This is a genomic window from Mesorhizobium sp. M0833 (genome assembly GCF_040319905.1).
GTDB lineage: Bacteria > Pseudomonadota > Alphaproteobacteria > Rhizobiales > Rhizobiaceae > Mesorhizobium.
The window spans coordinates 334,614-350,523 of sequence record NZ_JAMYOQ010000001.1 but is presented as its reverse complement, the minus strand read 5'-3'; the positions used below and the strand labels follow the sequence as shown (position 1 = coordinate 350,523).

Sequence of the window (15,910 nt, the reverse complement as noted above, 5' to 3'; positions counted from 1 at the left end):
TGATTTTCCGGGCAGGGCCAGCGAGCCGCGCCATCCTGGAATGGTTCCAGACTAGCCTGCTCGGCCGATAAAGACAAATTGCCTTTGCTGTTTATTCTGATAGGTTTTTCTTATGATCGGTTTGACCGTCCGGCAGATGCATTATTTCGAGGCGCTGGCGCAGACTCTGCATTTCGGCCGCGCCGCCAAGCTCGCCGGCGTCAGCCAGCCGGCGCTGTCCGCGCAGATCGCCGAGATGGAGCTGCGGCTCAATTGCCGTCTGTTCGAGCGCGGCGGCAAGGCGGTGCGCATGACGGACGAGGCGCAGGGCTTGCTGCCGCGCATCGAGCGCATCCTTGCCGACGTCCGCGACGTCGAGGCGACGGCCCGGCGCGGCCGCCCGGCGCTGGAAGGCCGCTTCCGGCTCGGCATCATCCCGACGGTGGCGCCCTATCTGCTGCCGCATGTGCTGCCGGAGCTGAAACGGCATTTCCCGGCCTTACAGCTGGAACTGCGCGAGGCGGTTACCGCGTCGCTGGTCGACGACACCAGCTCCGGAAAGCTCGACGCCTTCGTCGCGGCACTGCCCCTCGATTACCCGGGCCTGGTCACCGAAGAACTTTTCTCGGACCGGTTCTTCCTTGCCGTGCCGGCCGGCGATCCCGCCTTTGCCTCACCGCCGGTGCCGCCGGAAAGCCCCGCGCTGGAAAGGCTGATGCTGCTGGAGGAAGGCCATTGCCTGCGCGAACAGGCGCTCGCCGTCTGCGGCAGCGTGCGGCCGGTGGCGATGGCAAGCTACGGCGCGACCAGCCTGACGACGCTCTTGCAGATGGTGGCGCACGGGCTCGGCGTCACGCTCATCCCGGAAATGGCGGCAGGGCCGGCGAGCGCCATGCGCGACCTGAAGATCGTGCCGTTCCAGGAGCCGATGCCGCAGCGCACGATCTGCCTCGCTTGGCGGCGCAACAAGGTGCGCCACGACGAATGCGTCGAACTGGCCAAGATCATCCGCGGGCTGGATGCGGCGGTGCTGGCGGTGTAGAGCGGCGCATGTTGGGTCCGGTTAGCCCGAAGCCAACCCGCAGCCCCTTCGGGTGAAACGACTTCAATCCTTTTGCCAGGCTGCGAGCAACGGGCCTTTGCTTCCGTAGACAGGATCCTTGCGCGGCCGGCCGACCCTGAGGATCGTGACGACCGCCTTGGCATGGTCGGCGGCGGTCGTGCACAGGTCGTAGGTGCCGGATGGAGGATAGGCGCCGACGACCAGAAAATCGTCGGATGCGGAAAGACGCTGGTGCCCGGTGCCGGCCGGAAGCACCGCGACGTCGCCGGCCTTCAGCGACAGCGTTCGCCCCTTGCTGCCGCCAAAGCGGACCTTGGCCGTGCCGCGCGCAACGCCCAGCACCTCGTGTATCCGCGAATGGTAGTGGACGTGACCGTAGATGCCATTGCGCCAGCTATCGCCCCAGCCATTTGCTTCGAAAAGCGCCTCCATGACGGCCGCCGGATCGAAGTCTTCGAGCAGCTTCACAGCGCCGCGATAGACGACAAGCGGCCAGAACGGATGGTTGGGCACTAGGCCATCATCGCTGAACCGAAACGCGTTTGGTTTGCGCGGCCTCAGGAGGTCGGCAACCTCTCGCCTGTCCGGTCTGGCGATACCAGTGACCTGCTCGACGGCTTTCTTCGTGGTTTGCAGAATGCTCATGGTGCGCCCTTGGGGTTGGTGGAAGCTTCATGCCGATTAACCGGTTGGATGCCGGTCGGTTCCGCTGGCGGCAGAGATCTGCGAACGGTGCGGCGGTCATGGCGGGCGTCGTGCCGCGACAAGGTCCCGCACGACGAATGTATCAAGCCGGCGAAGATCATCCGCGGGTTGGAGGCGGCGGTGCTGGCGGGCGCGCCGTACCATCCAGCGAAAGGTTTGGTGTTGACCCGAAGTCGGCCTTCGCAGCCTGAATGGCTGCTTTGCGCCGCATCACAGCCGTTGGGGAGAGAAGATGGTCATCCCGAAAGCCGAAAGTTCCGTTTGTTCGAATGATGACAACTAAGGAAATACGAAACAGCCTTTGCGCGCAATTCCGTGCTTTGGCGTTGCCGAGGGTGCTTCACTGGCATTGATCTTTTTGGTGCGGCATCCACGGCGCCGCGACGTGCAGTAAGTGGAGAATACAATAGCGGTGAGGGCTGCGATCGGTGAGGTTCAGTGATGAATCATGTGCAGAGTACCAGGTCAAAATGTCTCCGCTCTGACTTCACCTTTATTAAACGACGGCCCTTGATTTTACCTCACCAGATAAGCGGCAGGAGGTGTAACGGCGCGCCGTCCCTCATTCCGTTATGCCTCGTTCTACTGTTGGCATCTCCGGCAAATGGTCAGTTGGCCCCCGAAGCGCCAGCGGTTGCTATAGCTAACGCCAGCTCGTCGGTCGTGGTTTCCGAACATACCAAGGTCGACAAAGAACCGGGCAAGCCACAACCGGGCGCGCTCGGATCCCATATATCCAGAGAGCTGGTGCTCAGCGAAACACAGGCACTCAAGGAGGGCGCACAACCGCCGCTCGGCGAGCATGAGGAGGCTTTACGCCGCGAATTGGCCGCAGCACGAGCGGAGCTAGACGTCATGCAGCGCAGCATACGTGAGCTAAGCGCCCAGGCACACGTGCTGGCAGACACGGTGGCTCAGCAAGCACAAGCCCTAAAAGAGCAGCAGCGAACAGACGAAGCGCTCGCGCTCGATCTGGAGACGGCGCAGCGCGTTATCGAAAGCTACAGGGCTGAAGCCAGTCTCTGGAACAGCGAGAAGGCTGCCGCGCTTGGCGCGCACCCCTCTATGGAAGCCTCCCAGCTTGCTGCGAAGCGAGCGCTTGATGACGAGCGGCACAAGGTTGAGCTCCTGGAACAAGAACTTGCCACGGCTCGCCAAACTATCGATGCTCTGAAGACAGGCGCAAATCTGGCAGCCGTCGAGCAGGCCAACGCCATAAGGGACCGACAGGTGGCCGAGGCCGCTCTAAAGCAGGTTCGAGAAACGCTCGAACTGGGACGCGAACGAGCAGATTCAGCTGTACGTGACCTCGATATTGTTCGCCAGGAACGCGATGCTTTAAAGCAGAATTCGGTAGCATTGAGTGCGGCGCTCGACCAAGAGCGTGAAAGGGCTATCGGCCTAGCCCGCAGCCTCAGTGCGGCGCGTGAGGCAATTGATACTGTCAAGGGTAAGCGTCGGACTGCGGCTGTGGAGCGCGCGCCGAAAACACGTACCCCCGCGAGTGCACTTGCAAGTAGGTTATCGCGTTCGGGCGCCAAACCAGCCCGTAAACCGGGCTTGCCGGAAAAACAGAGAGTGAAGGTCCAAAAGTCGCCGCAAACTGCTCTGCTGGCAACCATACCTCTTCCCGCAGCATTGCTTCCAACACGGCCATCAAAAAGCTCGAGCCGCGCGAGTGAAGACTAGTGAGCGAAAGCCGCAGGGGAGACGACTATGAACAAGTATGTCGCAGCTGCATTGGTGATCGAGACTACAATTGGGCCTGCCTCGGCACTTGAAGCAGGCGTGGGCGGTAGCGCCGGCGGTGTCGGAGTCGGTGCTGGAGTGAGCGCCGGTTCGCAAGGCGTATCTGTCGGGGCGGGCACGAGCGTTGACGGCGTCGGCGGAGCAAATGTTGGAGCTTCGGTCGGTGCAGATGACGGGTCAGTCGACGCAGGCGTTGGTGCCAGCAGCAACGTTGGTGACACAAGCACAAGTGCCAGTGTGGGCGACGATCCGTCCGCCGAAAACGAGGCGGCTACCGCACCCGACAGTTCGACTGCAGCGACGGCCCCTGCCTCTGCCAAGACCGCCAGGCAATCCATCGTGCTGCCACCCGTCCTCAGGCCTTCCAAAGCCGGTGAGGGTGACTTCACCAAGGGGTATCCGTTTGGATCTCTGGGGCCACTGACAGCGAAACCCGGTACGCCGATTGCGGTCGTGCGAGCCTGCCGCGCGGCGATCATGGCCGCTGCAACGCCGCTGGGCGCCGTCCGTGTCCACGCGGCAAGCGCAGGCGCCTTGCGTCAGCGTCGGGGTGCAATCACGGCGCCGATCGAGGTGCGAATAGACTACGCAAGAGAAGGCGGCATCGAAGTCCGGCAGGCGCAAGTCAGTTGTCGCCTCGATGCGTCGGGCAGGGTCACTGCAATAATATAGCACCAAGCCTGATTGACAGCGCTGCACGCCGACTATCGCCAATTTTCGGCTCAGAGCCAGAGTCCTATGGGCCCAATCTCGATCGAGAATTTGCCACCCGGTGCGCGTTGTAACGGGGTCACCTGCGCTTGGCGGGCGGCGCAGCCTTTATGAGCTTATGTAGCCGATTTAATTGGTGATTCGCTCTAAGATCGACCTTACCTCTAGGCTCTTGGAAGAACTATCATCTGCCAAGAAGGTCCTCAGGCCGCTACTGCAGAAGGCAATAACTTGGCTAAGATCCTTACGGATGCCGAGGTACGCTTCCAGGTCACCTTCTTTCAAAATGAAAATGCCCTGCGTGGCTTCGGCATTGATATGCGTTTCCCAATCTGGGTTTCGCTGCTTAAAATCCGCGATGGCTTGAGGGGTTTTGAGCGACACGCCTTTCTCAGCAGGGTAGTGCAAGTTAACGAGGTAATCGAAGTCAGCAATTGCGAACATGCTCAGCCCAAAGGTCGTGAAAAGATTGCGCCATTTGACGAATTCACCCTTTCCACCGATGTGGAGAACGGCGATCTCCTGATCAAGAAGTCGATAGCGATCCTGAATGATCGCTCGCACAAAATATCGATCTGTATCACCCTCAACCAAAATAACTTTCTTCGCGAAGAAAGCATAGGTCGACCTAGAGTTATCGAGGATCTTGATCAGGCTCTTTTGGTCGGCGGTAAGGGTAGGTGAGAATATCGCCGTATGCCCACTGGTATCCAGCGCGAACCGGCGAACCGAGTTTATCGTACTCGAATTGATTAAGGACTCCGAGTGCGTAACGAGGATGTACTGACAATTCTGCGTCTTGTTCAGTTCGCGAAGGACCTGAAGGTACTCATGCTGAAATTGGTAGTGAAGGTGGATTTCTGGCTCATCGATAATGACCACGCCACCTTTTAGCTCGCCACGCCCGTATGCCTCCAGGACGAGATGGATAATCGCTTTTTGTCCTGCGCTTAAGCTGTTGATGTCGCCAACGGGTCGATTTCGGCGGGTGTCGTAGAACTGGAAGCTGTATTGCCAGGTTCGCATGTCGAGCAGACGGATCTGGCAATGCAGATTTACAACACGAAGGCGTTCGTTGATCGACTGATGAAAGGAAGGTCGTTTGCCTCTTGCTCGCACTCGTCCTGAGACTTCGCCTCGGGCATCATCCCGAAGTGTCGCTCAGCGACCTGGAGCCGAACCAATGCAAAGATGGGCGGCTCGCTATTGTCACTCGCATTCAGACTGCGATCGTAATCCTGACTCCGGATTTGTTGGATCTGCTGCGACGCGGGTGCACTGCTCAGCGAAATTGACGGCTGGAATGCGTGGTAGTTGCGGTAACTACTAATGAGAGTGAAGGATTCAAACAGCGGAGGGATCGTACTGCCCGCATTCAGAGCGTTGTGCAGCAATATCGCTTCCTTGAAAAAGTGGTAGTCCGTGAGGTATAAAAAACCGAAGTCATTTCCGGCTGACTGCTGCACAGAGAAAGCGCCCGACGATCGATTTAGGATCACGTCGATGACGTATGTTCCCCGGCTATTTCCGTCATCCGTTACTGCATGATTCGAGAAGGCGGCAATTGTCTTGGTAAGCTCCGCGAAGTGGGTTCTGATGTTTTGTATATTATCCTGATCAATCTCATCGAGCCGCAACGCGATACGGATGCGCTGTTCTTGGCCCTCCGCATCCCAATTTGGTTCCAACCGAAATCCGCCGAAATCGCCCTGATTCACGGGCTGCAGCACCTGCTTTGCTACGTCTGCGCCGATTGTGCGCCGACGCTCAAAAAGGTCTCGATTGAAGCTGAATTGGCGATAGAGCACGCGCCGGAATAGGAAGTTGATTACCTCCAGCGCAGTTGACTTGCCAGAGCCATTTTCGCCGATAATGATATTCAGGCCGCTATCAAAGGCGATCCTCTCTGCCTCGCTCACGTCAGGGACATATTTGAAGCTGAGGACATTTGAAATCTGTAAGTATTCGATGCGCATCTTGCCCACGGCCTCAGTTTTTCTTCGCCTGCCTAATAAAGCAGCGGCTCTGGAATTCATATTGCAAAAGTGAACGCAATAGGAGGCCAAGGTGTGAGGCAGAAGCAACGCCGGCTTTCCCGGGTGTCTCGGCTCGAAAGCTGCCGGACCGCTTTCGCCCCCATTAGCTGCCGGAGCAGCAATGCGCCATGTCAGTCATTCTGGTGGTTCCGTAGCTGACATCGCGAGGCAACGGGCGAGCTTGCGGCTTACAACGGTCGTCGAGATCACATTTGCTGTTCCCAAAAGGCCAAACTCAGGCAGGTCACTTATCAAAACCAGTTGTTATGATAAATTCGCCCTGGGCGGAGATTGGCATGAAACGTCGACTAGTTGTTGCAGCGTGCAGCTTGATGGTTCTCGTCGGGAGCGGAAACGCCCAGACGACGGAGACTATGGGCGACGCCCAGATCTCTTCCGATAGAAACATTATCGAGAATGCCTTCAATCACAAGGATTTCACCGCCGTTGTTGCGGCGGTGAAAGCAGCTGGATTGGAGAAAGCGCTTGAGGGTAGAGGCCCATTCACAGTCCTTGCCCCGACGGACGCTGCATTTGCGAAATTGCCACAAGGTGCCTTTCAGACGCTCCTGGCGCCGGCAGCTAAGACCAGACTCTCCAAACTGCTGAAATGCCATGTGATACCCGGAGACCTCAGCACTGAAGCGATCCTAGCTAGAATAGCGGCCAACGAAGGTTCGTACTCCGTCGACACCATCGGTGGATGCCCTCTCACATTTCGGGCTGCAGGAAACGATATCTCTGTTATTGATCAATTCGGCGATATTGCCAGCCTCGTTATGAGCGATATCAAACAGACTAATGGCTTGGTCTATGCAGTCGACAAGGTGCTGTCCCCGGGCACACCGGATTCCTCTCGCGAAATTCATGCTTCGAGAATATTTGCCGGTCCAAACGAATATCCGCCGACAAATTTTGCGGCGTACGGGATTCTGGCGTTCCGATCAAAGGCCACACCCTACGACCAAGAGCGGCAGAAGATGCTGTGCGAGGCTTTCGTGAATGCTGTCCTGCCTTCCTCATCACTAGTCGTTCCCACAGCGACCCAAATGGTGACTGTCTGGCCTATGGACAGTGCTGAGCATGCGAAGGCCGCAACCAAAGCTGACATCACGAAAACATGCGACGAAGCCCTTCATGATTATGGCCTCGCCATTTCGCAAAAAGCGATCCGCGATGCGATTGCCAGCGGTGTGGCGATCGATGGCGATGGCCCGTTTTTGATAGCGTGGGCACCGCCGACCCAAATGGGTAGGCCTGGGGCTGTAGTGCTCAAAGCCGACTTGTCGACAGTCACCGAATACAAGATGGCCAGCGACATCATGCACAGGTGGGTGATTGAAATCGAGAACAGGCCCGAGCTTTGGAAATCGGGCACGTTCGACAGAAGCCTGATCGCTACCGCTCGTGAATGGGCGGACCACTATGGCTCGCTGATCTTCTCCATCGTCGGTGTGAAATAATGCCCTTGGATTTCATCGCCGGGTTCGGTGTTTCCGCAGTGGTGGGATTGGTGCTCGGCCTTGTCGCTATGACAATCATCGCGCCGAATACGACCGGTGGCGCGGGCCTAATCATTCTAGTTGGCATTGCGGTCGGAATTATTGGGGGTGCGGTTTATCGTTCGTTTCGGCCCGCCAAAACCCCACCTAAGAGCAGACCATGAACGTCGGTGCCGTCAGCCTTCCAACGCTAGCCTTCCGCTAGTTTGAAGAAGTCCACCTCTGTAAGTCACAGCCTTCAGAAAGACAGCGTCGGCATTAGCGCAAGAATCTCCCGACAAGCTGTCGGTCCGCGGTCAACCCTATCGAGACGTTCAAGGATTTGATGCTAGACTGACCGTCCGCCAATGGCGCAAACGAGACAAACTGGAGCGCTCATCACCCAAGCAGTCTTTGCCGTCTCCGCCCCCAACTCTCGACCATCGCCTCCTCGGAATCTTCTGCGGCTGCCGACCTCGCACCGCGGTGCGGAACGGGTGACCGCCGTTCAAGACCCGATCGATGGTGGTTTCCTGGCTTGGTCTGCATCTGCCGCACCACTCACACCCCTCACGGCACAAATATCAAAAACACATACGTGCAAAACACCACAAGGTGCACCAAGCCGGTCAGGAACGTCGTTCTCTCCGTGCTAAAGCTCACATTGCAGATGAAAAGCGCCAGGACCAAAAGCACCGTGTCGGTCGCCGGCAGCCCCAGGGTCAGCCCTCTTCCGGTGAGCAGGCTGGCGGCGGCTATGCCCGGTATTGTCAGGCCGATCGTCGCGCAGGCCGAACCCATGGCGACGTTCAGGCCGCGCTGCAGCTCGTTGTTGAGTGCGGCACGGACCGCTGAAATCGCCTCCGGCATCAAGACGAGCCCGGCGATCATCGCGCCGACAATGGCGTCGGCCTGGGGCACCTCATAGGCAATGAGCGCATCTTCGACGCTTGCCGCGACTTGCTCGGCCAGCATGACAATGCCGATCAGCCCGATCAGCAGGAGAATAGCGCCGGCGGCGAGGCTTTCGTGAGTGTCGGTTCGCGTCGAAACGCCGTGCGCTTGTGCGTCGATGAAATCGTCCCGGTGGCGGACAGTCTGCGCGAACAGAAAACCGGCATACAGCAGCACCGAAAGCACGCTGACGAAGCCAAGCTGAGCCGCCGAGAACGTGCCGGGATCGGTGGTTCGCGTGTAGGTCGGCAGAATGAGCGTCATGACGCTCAGCGCGACCAGAACCGCCAGATAGGCGCTTGTGCCTTGGCGCACGATTGCCTGCTTGCGATGACGCCAGCCGCCAAACGTCAGGCACATGCCGACGACGCCGGTGGAGGTGATCATCACTGTCGAGAACACGGATTCGCGTGCAAGCGTCGGGTTGTTGGCTCCATGCAGCATGATGGAAACGATGATCGACACTTCGATTGCCGTCACGGCGATGGTCAGCACCAACGTGCCGTACGGCTCGCCCACCCGCCGGGCCACCGCCTCGGCGTGGTCGAGCACCACGAAAATGGTGATGAACATGATCGCGCTCGACAGCGCGCCGATAAATATCCTGGTGCCCAGCGACCCTTCGTCCACCGACACCCCGCTGGCCCTGACCGCGACAGCCATCGCCAGCGCGGCCAACGGCATACCGTAGGAAATCGCCGATCTTGCGAAACCACTCATTGTCACCGTTTTGCCTTCCCGCGAATCCCGTGGAAGGGCGATTTGCAACCACTGTTGCGCACCGCGACCATCCAGAGGAATCGCATATGACAGGTCATGACGAGCCCCATCGCAGCGTACCCCACCCCTTCAAGGGGAAAGGCAATCGCATTTGGAGTCTTGCGAAAATGGACCCCCACCCTAACCCTCCCCACAAGGGGGAGGGAACGCTGCCGCGCGCCCTTGCTTTCCTTTTGGCGACGAAATGCAGGCAATTTTGCAAAGGTCGGCGCCACCGAAAGTCCCCCTCCCCCTTGTGGGGAGGGTCAGGGGTGGGGGTCCTCTTCGCAAGAATCCTCCTGCCCCCGCACACCTCGCCTGTCCCCTGGTCCGAAACATCATGTCACCCGCAGGGAAGCTCGCGCGCTAGCCGGGCGTGTTGGCCTTGACGACCTTCCTGCATTCGGGCGTCAGCTCGTTCATGTGACCGGCCAGGCATTTGACGACGCGGCCACCGCCCGGCAGCACGCCCTTGCACAATCTCTGGTAATCTGCCTGGCAGGCCTCACGCTCGGCCGCCGTTTGCGCCAGCGCCGCGGTGGCTGCCAGCTGCGTTGCCAGGAAAAGCACGAACCCAATCCGCATGGAACACCCCCTCAATATGTTGCCCAAACAACGCCTCCGTCACGCGTAGACGCAAGCCTTCTCAAGCCGTCTTCTGCGTCACCAATCCCAGTTCATCGATCATCGCCTGGCGCATCAGGAATTTCTGCGGCTTGCCGGTCACCGTCATCGGCAATTCGGTGCGGAAGCGGATATAGCGCGGGATCTTGAAATGGGCGATCTGGCCGGCGCAGAACGCCTTGATCTCCTGCTCCGTGGTGATCTGGCCGGGCTTCAGCACGATCCAGGCGCACAGCTCCTCGCCGTATTTCGGGTCGGGAATGCCGAACACCTGCACCTCCTTGATCTTGGGGTGGCGATAGAGGAATTCCTCGACCTCGCGCGGATAGACGTTCTCGCCGCCGCGGATGACCATGTCCTTGACCCGGCCGACGATGTTGCAATAGCCGTCTGCGTCGATGGTGGCGAGGTCGCCGGTGTGCATCCAGCCCTCTGCGTCGATGGCCTCGCGGGTCTTCTGTTCGTCGTCCCAATAGCCCTTCATCACCGAATAGCCGCGCGTGCAGAGCTCGCCCGGCGCGCCGACCGCGACGGTGGCGCCTTCGGCGTCGATGGCCTTGACCTCGACATGCGGATGGACGCGGCCGACGGTCGAGACGCGCTTTTCCAAGGGGTCGTCGACGCTGCTTTGGAACGACACCGGGCTGGTCTCGGTCATGCCGTAGGCAATGGTCACCTCGGCCATGTGCATCAGCGACACCACCTTCTTCATCACCTCGATCGGGCATGGCGAGCCGGCCATGATGCCGGTGCGCAGGCTGGTGAGATCGAAGGAGGCGAACTCCGGGTGGTCGAGCAGGCCGACGAACATTGTCGGCACCCCGTAAAGCGCGGTGCAGCGTTCCGTTGCCACCGCCTTCAGCGTGGCGCCGGCATCGAACCCCTCGCTCGGGAAAACCATGGTCGCGCCCTTGGTGACGCAGCCCATCGTGCCCATCGACATGCCGAAGCAGTGGTAGAGCGGCACCGGGATGCACAGCAGGTCGTCGACGGTAAGCCGGATCGCCGCGGTGACGAAATTGCCGTTGTTGACGATGTTGTTGTGGGTCAGCGTCGCGCCCTTCGGCGCGCCGGTCGTGCCGCTGGTGAACTGGATGTTGATGGCGTCGTCCGGTTTCAGCCCGTCGGAGATGCGGTCGAGCTTGTCATGCTCGTCGCGCCCGGCCATCGCCAGCACATCGGCGAAATTGAACATGCCTGGCGAACTCTCCTCGTCCATGCGAATGACGGTCTTCAGCGCCGGCAGTCTGTTGGCGTCGAGCTTGCCGGGGGTGGCCTTGGCGATCTCCGGCGCCAGCGTCTCGATCATGCCGAGATAGTCGGAGCTCCTGAACTTGGCGGCGGTGACGAGCGCTCGGCAAGCGACCTTGTTCAAGGCATATTCCAGTTCGACCAGCCGGTAGGCCGGGTTGATGTTGACCAGGATCAGGCCGATGCGGGCGGTGGCGAATTGCGTCACCAGCCATTCCCAGCGGTTCGGCGACCAGATGCCGACGCGGTCGCCTTTCTCGAGGCCGAGCGCCAGGAAGCCGGCGGCGAGCGCATCGACGGTCTCCAAGAGTTCCTCCCAGGTAAAGCGCTTGTCCTGCTCGACGAAGACAGCGGCATCGAGCGTGCCGTATTTGCTGACCGTATCGGCAAACAGCGCCGGGATGGTCAGGTTGAGCAGCGGCACGCTGCGCTCGCCCGAGACATGCGCCGTGCCGTCGACCGGCGCAATGAACGAGCCGCCATCGCGCTTGCCGCGCAGGCTGGTGGCATTCTTCAACTCGTCGAGATTGATCGGCATCGCCGTGTCCTCCGCAGACCAGCCGAGCCTATCAGCCCGGCGGGGTGGTGGAAATCCCGTTGATGGTGGGGCTTGCGCTGGAACTCGCCTGTCAGGCCAAAAACAAAAAACCCGCCTCGGCGGGCGGGTCTTCTGGGCCAATTGGCACCATAGCGAGATTAGTAGCATAGCTGCCGGCACAAAGCAAGAACAAAATTGGTTTATGTCAGGAAATTGCTTCGGGTCGGCGCAGCTGCTTATCTCCCCCCTCGAGGGGGAGATGGCCGGCAGGCCAGAGGGGGTCGCCGCGCGTGGAGCTCCAGCCTGTTCTGTCGGTCAGGAGAGTCGCGTCAAGAGGTACCGACCCCCTCTGTCGCCTTCGGCGACATCTCCCCCTCAAGGGGGGAGATCGGCGGCGTCAGCCTGTCTCCACCGCCGCCATCCTGCCCGCAATATCGCGCAGCACGGCCTCGTCCGCCGCCGCCCGCGCCTTCCTCGACGCCACGAGACAGGCCTGCGAGCGCAGGATCACGCCATCGGCCAGCACTTTGAGATGGTTGGCGCGCAGTGTCGAGCCTGACGTGGTGATGTCGACGACGATATCGGCCAATCCGGCCGCCGGCGCGCCTTCGGTGGCGCCCAGGCTTTCGACGATGCGATAGACCTGGATGCCGTGCTTTTGCGAAAAGAACTGCTGGGTCAGGCGCCAGTATTTGGTGGCGATCCTGAGCCGCCGGCCATGGCGCTGGCGGAAGTCGGCGGCGACGTCGTCGAGATCGGCCATCGTGTCGACATCGAGCCAGATGTCGGGCACGGCGACGACGACATCGGCATTGCCGAAACCGAGGCGGGCGATGATTTCGGCGCGCGCCTCGCAATCGGCAAGGTTTTCGCGCAGTAGATCCTCGCCGGTGATGCCGAGATCGACCGAGCCCTGGCCGATTTCGCTTGATATCTCTGAGGCGGACAGGAACGCGATTTCGACGCCGTCCATGCCATCGATACGGGCGCGGTATTTGCGCTCGTCGCCGGGCAGGCTGACGGCAAGCCCGGCCTTGGCCAGCACCTCCAGCGCCTGCTCCTTGAGCCGGCCCTTCGACGGCAGCGCCAGCGTGATCATGGCGCCTTCTCCCGCAGCGCCTCGATGCGGTCGAGCCAGACGGAAAAACCGACGCCGGGGATCGGCGTTTTTGCGCCGAGCAGCGTCAGCAGCCGGTCGTAGCGGCCACCACCGGCGAGCGGCCGGTCGCCGTCTCGCGCCGCGATCTCGAAGACCAGGCCGGTGTAGTAATCGAGCGGGCGGCCGAAGGCAGCGTCGTAGCGGATTTCAGACATCGGCAGGCCGAGGCTTGCGATGGCCGCCGCGCGGGCGGCAAAATTCTCCAGCGCGGCGCCCAGCGAAAGGCCGGCATCGGTGGCAAAGCTTTCGAGCGCCCCGGCGGCGCTATCGAGCGGCACGTCGATCGCCAGAAACCCCTTCAGCGCCGCAAATGCCTCGTTCGACAGCCGCACGCTGCGCAATTCGGCCTTCTCGACCAGGCGCCGCGCGATTTCGGAGGGCGAACGCCCGGCCGTTGCCGACAGGCCGGCCTCTTCCATGCCGCCGGCGATATGCGCCGAGAGAGCGTCCAGATCGCCATCAAGGACAAGGGCGGCGACCGCGCCGGCGAGCTGGCTGTTGCGCGGCGGATTGGCGAGGTCGGCAAGGGCTGCCTCCAGCATCGCCGCCGAGCCGAAGGCGCGCGCCAGCCGCATGCGCCAGCCGCGCGGCAGGCCAAGTGCTGCCAGCACCGCCTCGAAAATGGTCTGGTCGCCGAGCGTGACCACCAGCTCGCGGCCGGGCAGCACCAACGAGAGCAGCGCATGCGCATCGGCCAGCGAACGGGCGTCGGCGGCGGCCGTGTCGCGGTCGCCGAGGTCCTCGATACCGGCCTGGAAGAATTCGTTGCCGCCCTCGCGGCGCTGGCGAAACACCTCGCCGAGATAGGAATAGCGGCGCGGCGTGCCGGCCTGGCTGGCAATGTGGTCGAGGCAGACCGGAATGGTGAATTCCGGCCGCAGGCAAAGCGTCTGCCCGGTCTCGCTTTCGGTGAGAAAGATGCGGCGGCGCAAATCCTCGCCGGCCATGTCGAGGAACGGGTCGGCCGGCTGCAGCACGGCGACTTCGACCGCATGGGTGTTGCGCGCGGCGAAGAGCGTCGCGATGTCGGATGCGATGGCGGGGCGCGAGGTCATCGCAGGCGCCCTTCCCTTCTCCCCTTGTGGGAGAAGGTGGATTGGCGCGAAGCGCCAAGACGGATGAGGGGTGCCGGAAGAAATGAGGCGTCGGCGTTCCCTGGAACACCCCTCATCCGACCGAGCTTCGCTCGGCCACCTTCTCCCACAAGGGGAGAAGGGAGTGGCGCCCTACTTGCCACGCGCCCGCTCCTCGGCCTGCGCCGCAAGTATCTTCTTCACTTCGGCAACCAGCTCACTCTCCGCCACCGTCACCTGCGCCGGCCGTGCGGCGCGCCATTCGGCGTTATCGGCGATCTCGGCCGACATCCGTGCGCCCTCGATCAGGTCCTTGATCTGCACCTCGCCCTTGGCGCGCTCGTCGCCGCCCTGGATGACAGCGACGGGGCTGCCGCGGCGGTCGGCGTATTTCAGCTGCGCCTTCATGCCGGCGCCGCCGAGATACATTTCCGAGCGGATGCCGGCGGCGCGCAGCTCGGCCACCATCTTCTGGTAGCGGCCGAGGCTTTCCGTATCCTTGTCCATGGTCAGCACGACGACCGGCGCGATGACATCGGAAGTATCGAGCTTGCCCAGGTTCTTCAGCGCCGTCATCAGCCGTGAGACGCCGATGGAAAAACCTGTCGCCGGCACCGGCTCGCCACGGAAGCGCGAGACGAGACCGTCATAACGGCCGCCGCCGCCAACCGAACCGAAGCGCACGATCTGGCCGTCCTCATTGGGGATCTCGGCCAGCAGCTCGGCCTCGTAGACCGGGCCGGTGTAATATTCGAGGCCACGCACGACGGAGGGGTCGATGCGAATGCGATCCTCACCGTAGCCGCTTTGTGCGACCATGGTTCTTATCTGCTCCAACTCTGCAAGACCCTCAACAAACGAGGCGTTCGTGATGCCCAGATGTTCGAGTTTCCTTTCCTCGAAAAGATTGCTGACACCGGGGTTGATGGATCCCAGTGTCTGGACAATTTTTTCGGGATCATGCTGCGCCATGACTGTGAAATAGCTGATGACAACGTCGATTTGCGTATTGTCCAGCCCGGCGCCCTTGGTGAAATCACCGCTCTCGTCCTTGCGCCCGGCGCCCAAAAGCAGGCGCACGCCCTCGACGCCGAGCTTGTCCAGCTTGTCGATGGCCCTTAGCACCGTCAACCGGCGCCCGGCGTTCTCGTCGCCGCCGAGGCCGATCGCCTCCAGCACGCCGTCGAGCACTTTTCGGTTGTTGACACGGATGACGTAGTCGCCGCGCTTGATGCCTAGCGCCTCCATCACGTCCGCCATCATCATCGCCATCTCGGCGTCGGCGGCGACGCCCGGCGTGCCGACCGTGTCGGCGTCGAACTGCATGAATTGGCGGAAGCGGCCGGGGCCGGGCTTTTCGTTGCGGAACACCCAGCCGGAGCGGTAGCTGCGATAGGGTTTCGGCAGGCGCTCGTAATTCTCGGCGACGAAGCGCGCCATCGGCGCGGTCAGGTCGTAGCGCAGCGACAGCCACTGGTCGTCGTCGTCCTGGAACGAAAACACGCCCTCGTTCGGCCGGTCCTGGTCGGGCAGGAACTTTCCAAGCGCATCGGTGTATTCGATGAGCGGCTGGTCGACCGGCTCGAAACCGTAGAGCTCGAAGACCGAGCGGATCGTCGCCATCATCTTCTCGACGGCGCGCAGGTCGTCGGCGCCGCGGTCGACAAAGCCGCGCGGCAGCCGCGCTTTCATCTTTTCGGATTTGTCGGCCATGGGATGGGTACTCGGTGTTTCGTGGCGTTCCGGGGATCGGCTAAATAACCGATTTCCACGGCGCCGGTGTCCTAACCGATGCAGCCGGGAGCGGCAAGGGTTTGCGCTTCTCCTT

12 protein-coding genes are annotated in these 15,910 nt (G+C 61.2%); 3 read left to right on the top strand and 9 right to left on the bottom strand.

Features of this window, described 5'->3' with window-relative positions:
• The first annotated feature begins 112 nt into the window (after positions 1-112).
• Positions 113-1,021 carry a hydrogen peroxide-inducible genes activator gene (locus tag NKH98_RS01645; protein ID WP_352896176.1) on the top strand — a complete coding sequence of 303 codons (909 nt, stop codon included), beginning with the start codon at positions 113-115 and terminating at the stop codon, positions 1,019-1,021.
• Between the two features lie 63 nt (positions 1,022-1,084).
• Here the strand turns inward: NKH98_RS01645 and NKH98_RS01640 are convergent, their stop codons facing one another.
• Positions 1,085-1,687, bottom strand: coding sequence for a cupin domain-containing protein (locus NKH98_RS01640; protein WP_352896173.1), 603 nt, complete (start codon positions 1,685-1,687; stop codon positions 1,085-1,087).
• Between the two features lie 672 nt (positions 1,688-2,359).
• Between NKH98_RS01640 and NKH98_RS01635 the strand changes: the two genes are divergently transcribed.
• Positions 2,360-3,436: a coiled-coil domain-containing protein gene (locus NKH98_RS01635; protein ID WP_352896170.1), complete on the top strand. Its 1,077-nt coding sequence runs from the start codon at positions 2,360-2,362 to the stop codon at positions 3,434-3,436.
• A 900-nt stretch (positions 3,437-4,336) separates the two neighbouring features.
• Here NKH98_RS01635 and NKH98_RS01625 read toward each other — a convergent pair.
• Both NKH98_RS01625 and NKH98_RS01620 read right to left on the bottom strand, forming a co-directional pair.
• The gene (locus NKH98_RS01625; protein WP_352896164.1) at positions 4,337-5,326 is read right to left on the bottom strand and encodes an ATP-dependent nuclease; all 990 of its coding nucleotides are present in this window, start codon (positions 5,324-5,326) and stop codon (positions 4,337-4,339) included.
• On the bottom strand, positions 5,263-6,183 hold the full coding sequence (locus NKH98_RS01620) for an ATP-binding cassette domain-containing protein (RefSeq protein WP_352896329.1): 921 nt from the start codon (positions 6,181-6,183) through the stop codon (positions 5,263-5,265). The genes NKH98_RS01625 and NKH98_RS01620 overlap by 64 nt, the downstream gene beginning before the upstream one ends.
• A 356-nt stretch (positions 6,184-6,539) precedes the next feature.
• Here NKH98_RS01620 and NKH98_RS01615 point away from each other — a divergent pair, with 356 nt between their 5' ends.
• Complete coding sequence (locus tag NKH98_RS01615; RefSeq protein ID WP_352896161.1) at positions 6,540-7,706, top strand: fasciclin domain-containing protein; 1,167 nt, start codon at positions 6,540-6,542, stop codon at positions 7,704-7,706.
• 588 nt (positions 7,707-8,294) lie between these two features.
• Here the strand turns inward: NKH98_RS01615 and NKH98_RS01610 are convergent.
• The 6 genes from NKH98_RS01610 to hisS all read right to left on the bottom strand — a co-directional run bounded on the left by NKH98_RS01610 (position 8,295) and on the right by hisS (position 15,795).
• Positions 8,295-9,398: a calcium:cation antiporter gene (locus NKH98_RS01610; protein WP_352896158.1), complete on the bottom strand. Its 1,104-nt coding sequence runs from the start codon at positions 9,396-9,398 to the stop codon at positions 8,295-8,297.
• A gap of 405 nt (positions 9,399-9,803) precedes the next feature.
• Positions 9,804-10,022 carry a cysteine rich repeat-containing protein gene (locus NKH98_RS01605; RefSeq protein WP_352896154.1) on the bottom strand — a complete coding sequence of 73 codons (219 nt, stop codon included), beginning with the start codon at positions 10,020-10,022 and terminating at the stop codon, positions 9,804-9,806.
• Positions 10,023-10,083: 61 nt separating this feature from the next.
• Positions 10,084-11,850: an AMP-binding protein gene (locus tag NKH98_RS01600; protein WP_352896151.1), complete on the bottom strand. Its 1,767-nt coding sequence runs from the start codon at positions 11,848-11,850 to the stop codon at positions 10,084-10,086.
• Between the two features lie 397 nt (positions 11,851-12,247).
• The gene (gene hisG / locus NKH98_RS01595; protein ID WP_352896149.1) at positions 12,248-12,949 is read right to left on the bottom strand and encodes an ATP phosphoribosyltransferase; all 702 of its coding nucleotides are present in this window, start codon (positions 12,947-12,949) and stop codon (positions 12,248-12,250) included.
• The gene (locus tag NKH98_RS01590; RefSeq protein ID WP_352896147.1) at positions 12,946-14,064 is read right to left on the bottom strand and encodes an ATP phosphoribosyltransferase regulatory subunit; all 1,119 of its coding nucleotides are present in this window, start codon (positions 14,062-14,064) and stop codon (positions 12,946-12,948) included. The genes hisG and NKH98_RS01590 overlap by 4 nt, the downstream gene beginning before the upstream one ends.
• 171 nt (positions 14,065-14,235) lie before the next feature.
• Positions 14,236-15,795: a histidine--tRNA ligase gene (gene hisS, locus NKH98_RS01585; protein ID WP_352896144.1), complete on the bottom strand. Its 1,560-nt coding sequence runs from the start codon at positions 15,793-15,795 to the stop codon at positions 14,236-14,238.
• Positions 15,796-15,910: the final 115 nt, after the last annotated feature.

What these genes read in the sequence shown, in the direction of transcription:
- NKH98_RS01645 (WP_352896176.1), top strand. Translation starts at nt 113, where the DNA reads ATGATCGGTTTGACCGTCCGGCAGATGCATTATTTCGAGGCGCTGGCG.
- NKH98_RS01640 (WP_352896173.1), bottom strand. Translation starts at nt 1,687, where the DNA reads ATGAGCATTCTGCAAACCACGAAGAAAGCCGTCGAGCAGGTCACTGGT.
- NKH98_RS01620 (WP_352896329.1), bottom strand. Translation starts at nt 6,183, where the DNA reads ATGCGCATCGAATACTTACAGATTTCAAATGTCCTCAGCTTCAAATAT.
- NKH98_RS01615 (WP_352896161.1), top strand. Translation starts at nt 6,540, where the DNA reads ATGAAACGTCGACTAGTTGTTGCAGCGTGCAGCTTGATGGTTCTCGTC.
- NKH98_RS01610 (WP_352896158.1), bottom strand. Translation starts at nt 9,398, where the DNA reads ATGAGTGGTTTCGCAAGATCGGCGATTTCCTACGGTATGCCGTTGGCC.
- NKH98_RS01605 (WP_352896154.1), bottom strand. Translation starts at nt 10,022, where the DNA reads ATGCGGATTGGGTTCGTGCTTTTCCTGGCAACGCAGCTGGCAGCCACC.
- NKH98_RS01600 (WP_352896151.1), bottom strand. Translation starts at nt 11,850, where the DNA reads ATGCCGATCAATCTCGACGAGTTGAAGAATGCCACCAGCCTGCGCGGC.
- hisG (WP_352896149.1), bottom strand. Translation starts at nt 12,949, where the DNA reads ATGATCACGCTGGCGCTGCCGTCGAAGGGCCGGCTCAAGGAGCAGGCG.
- NKH98_RS01590 (WP_352896147.1), bottom strand. Translation starts at nt 14,064, where the DNA reads ATGACCTCGCGCCCCGCCATCGCATCCGACATCGCGACGCTCTTCGCC.
- hisS (WP_352896144.1), bottom strand. Translation starts at nt 15,795, where the DNA reads ATGGCCGACAAATCCGAAAAGATGAAAGCGCGGCTGCCGCGCGGCTTT.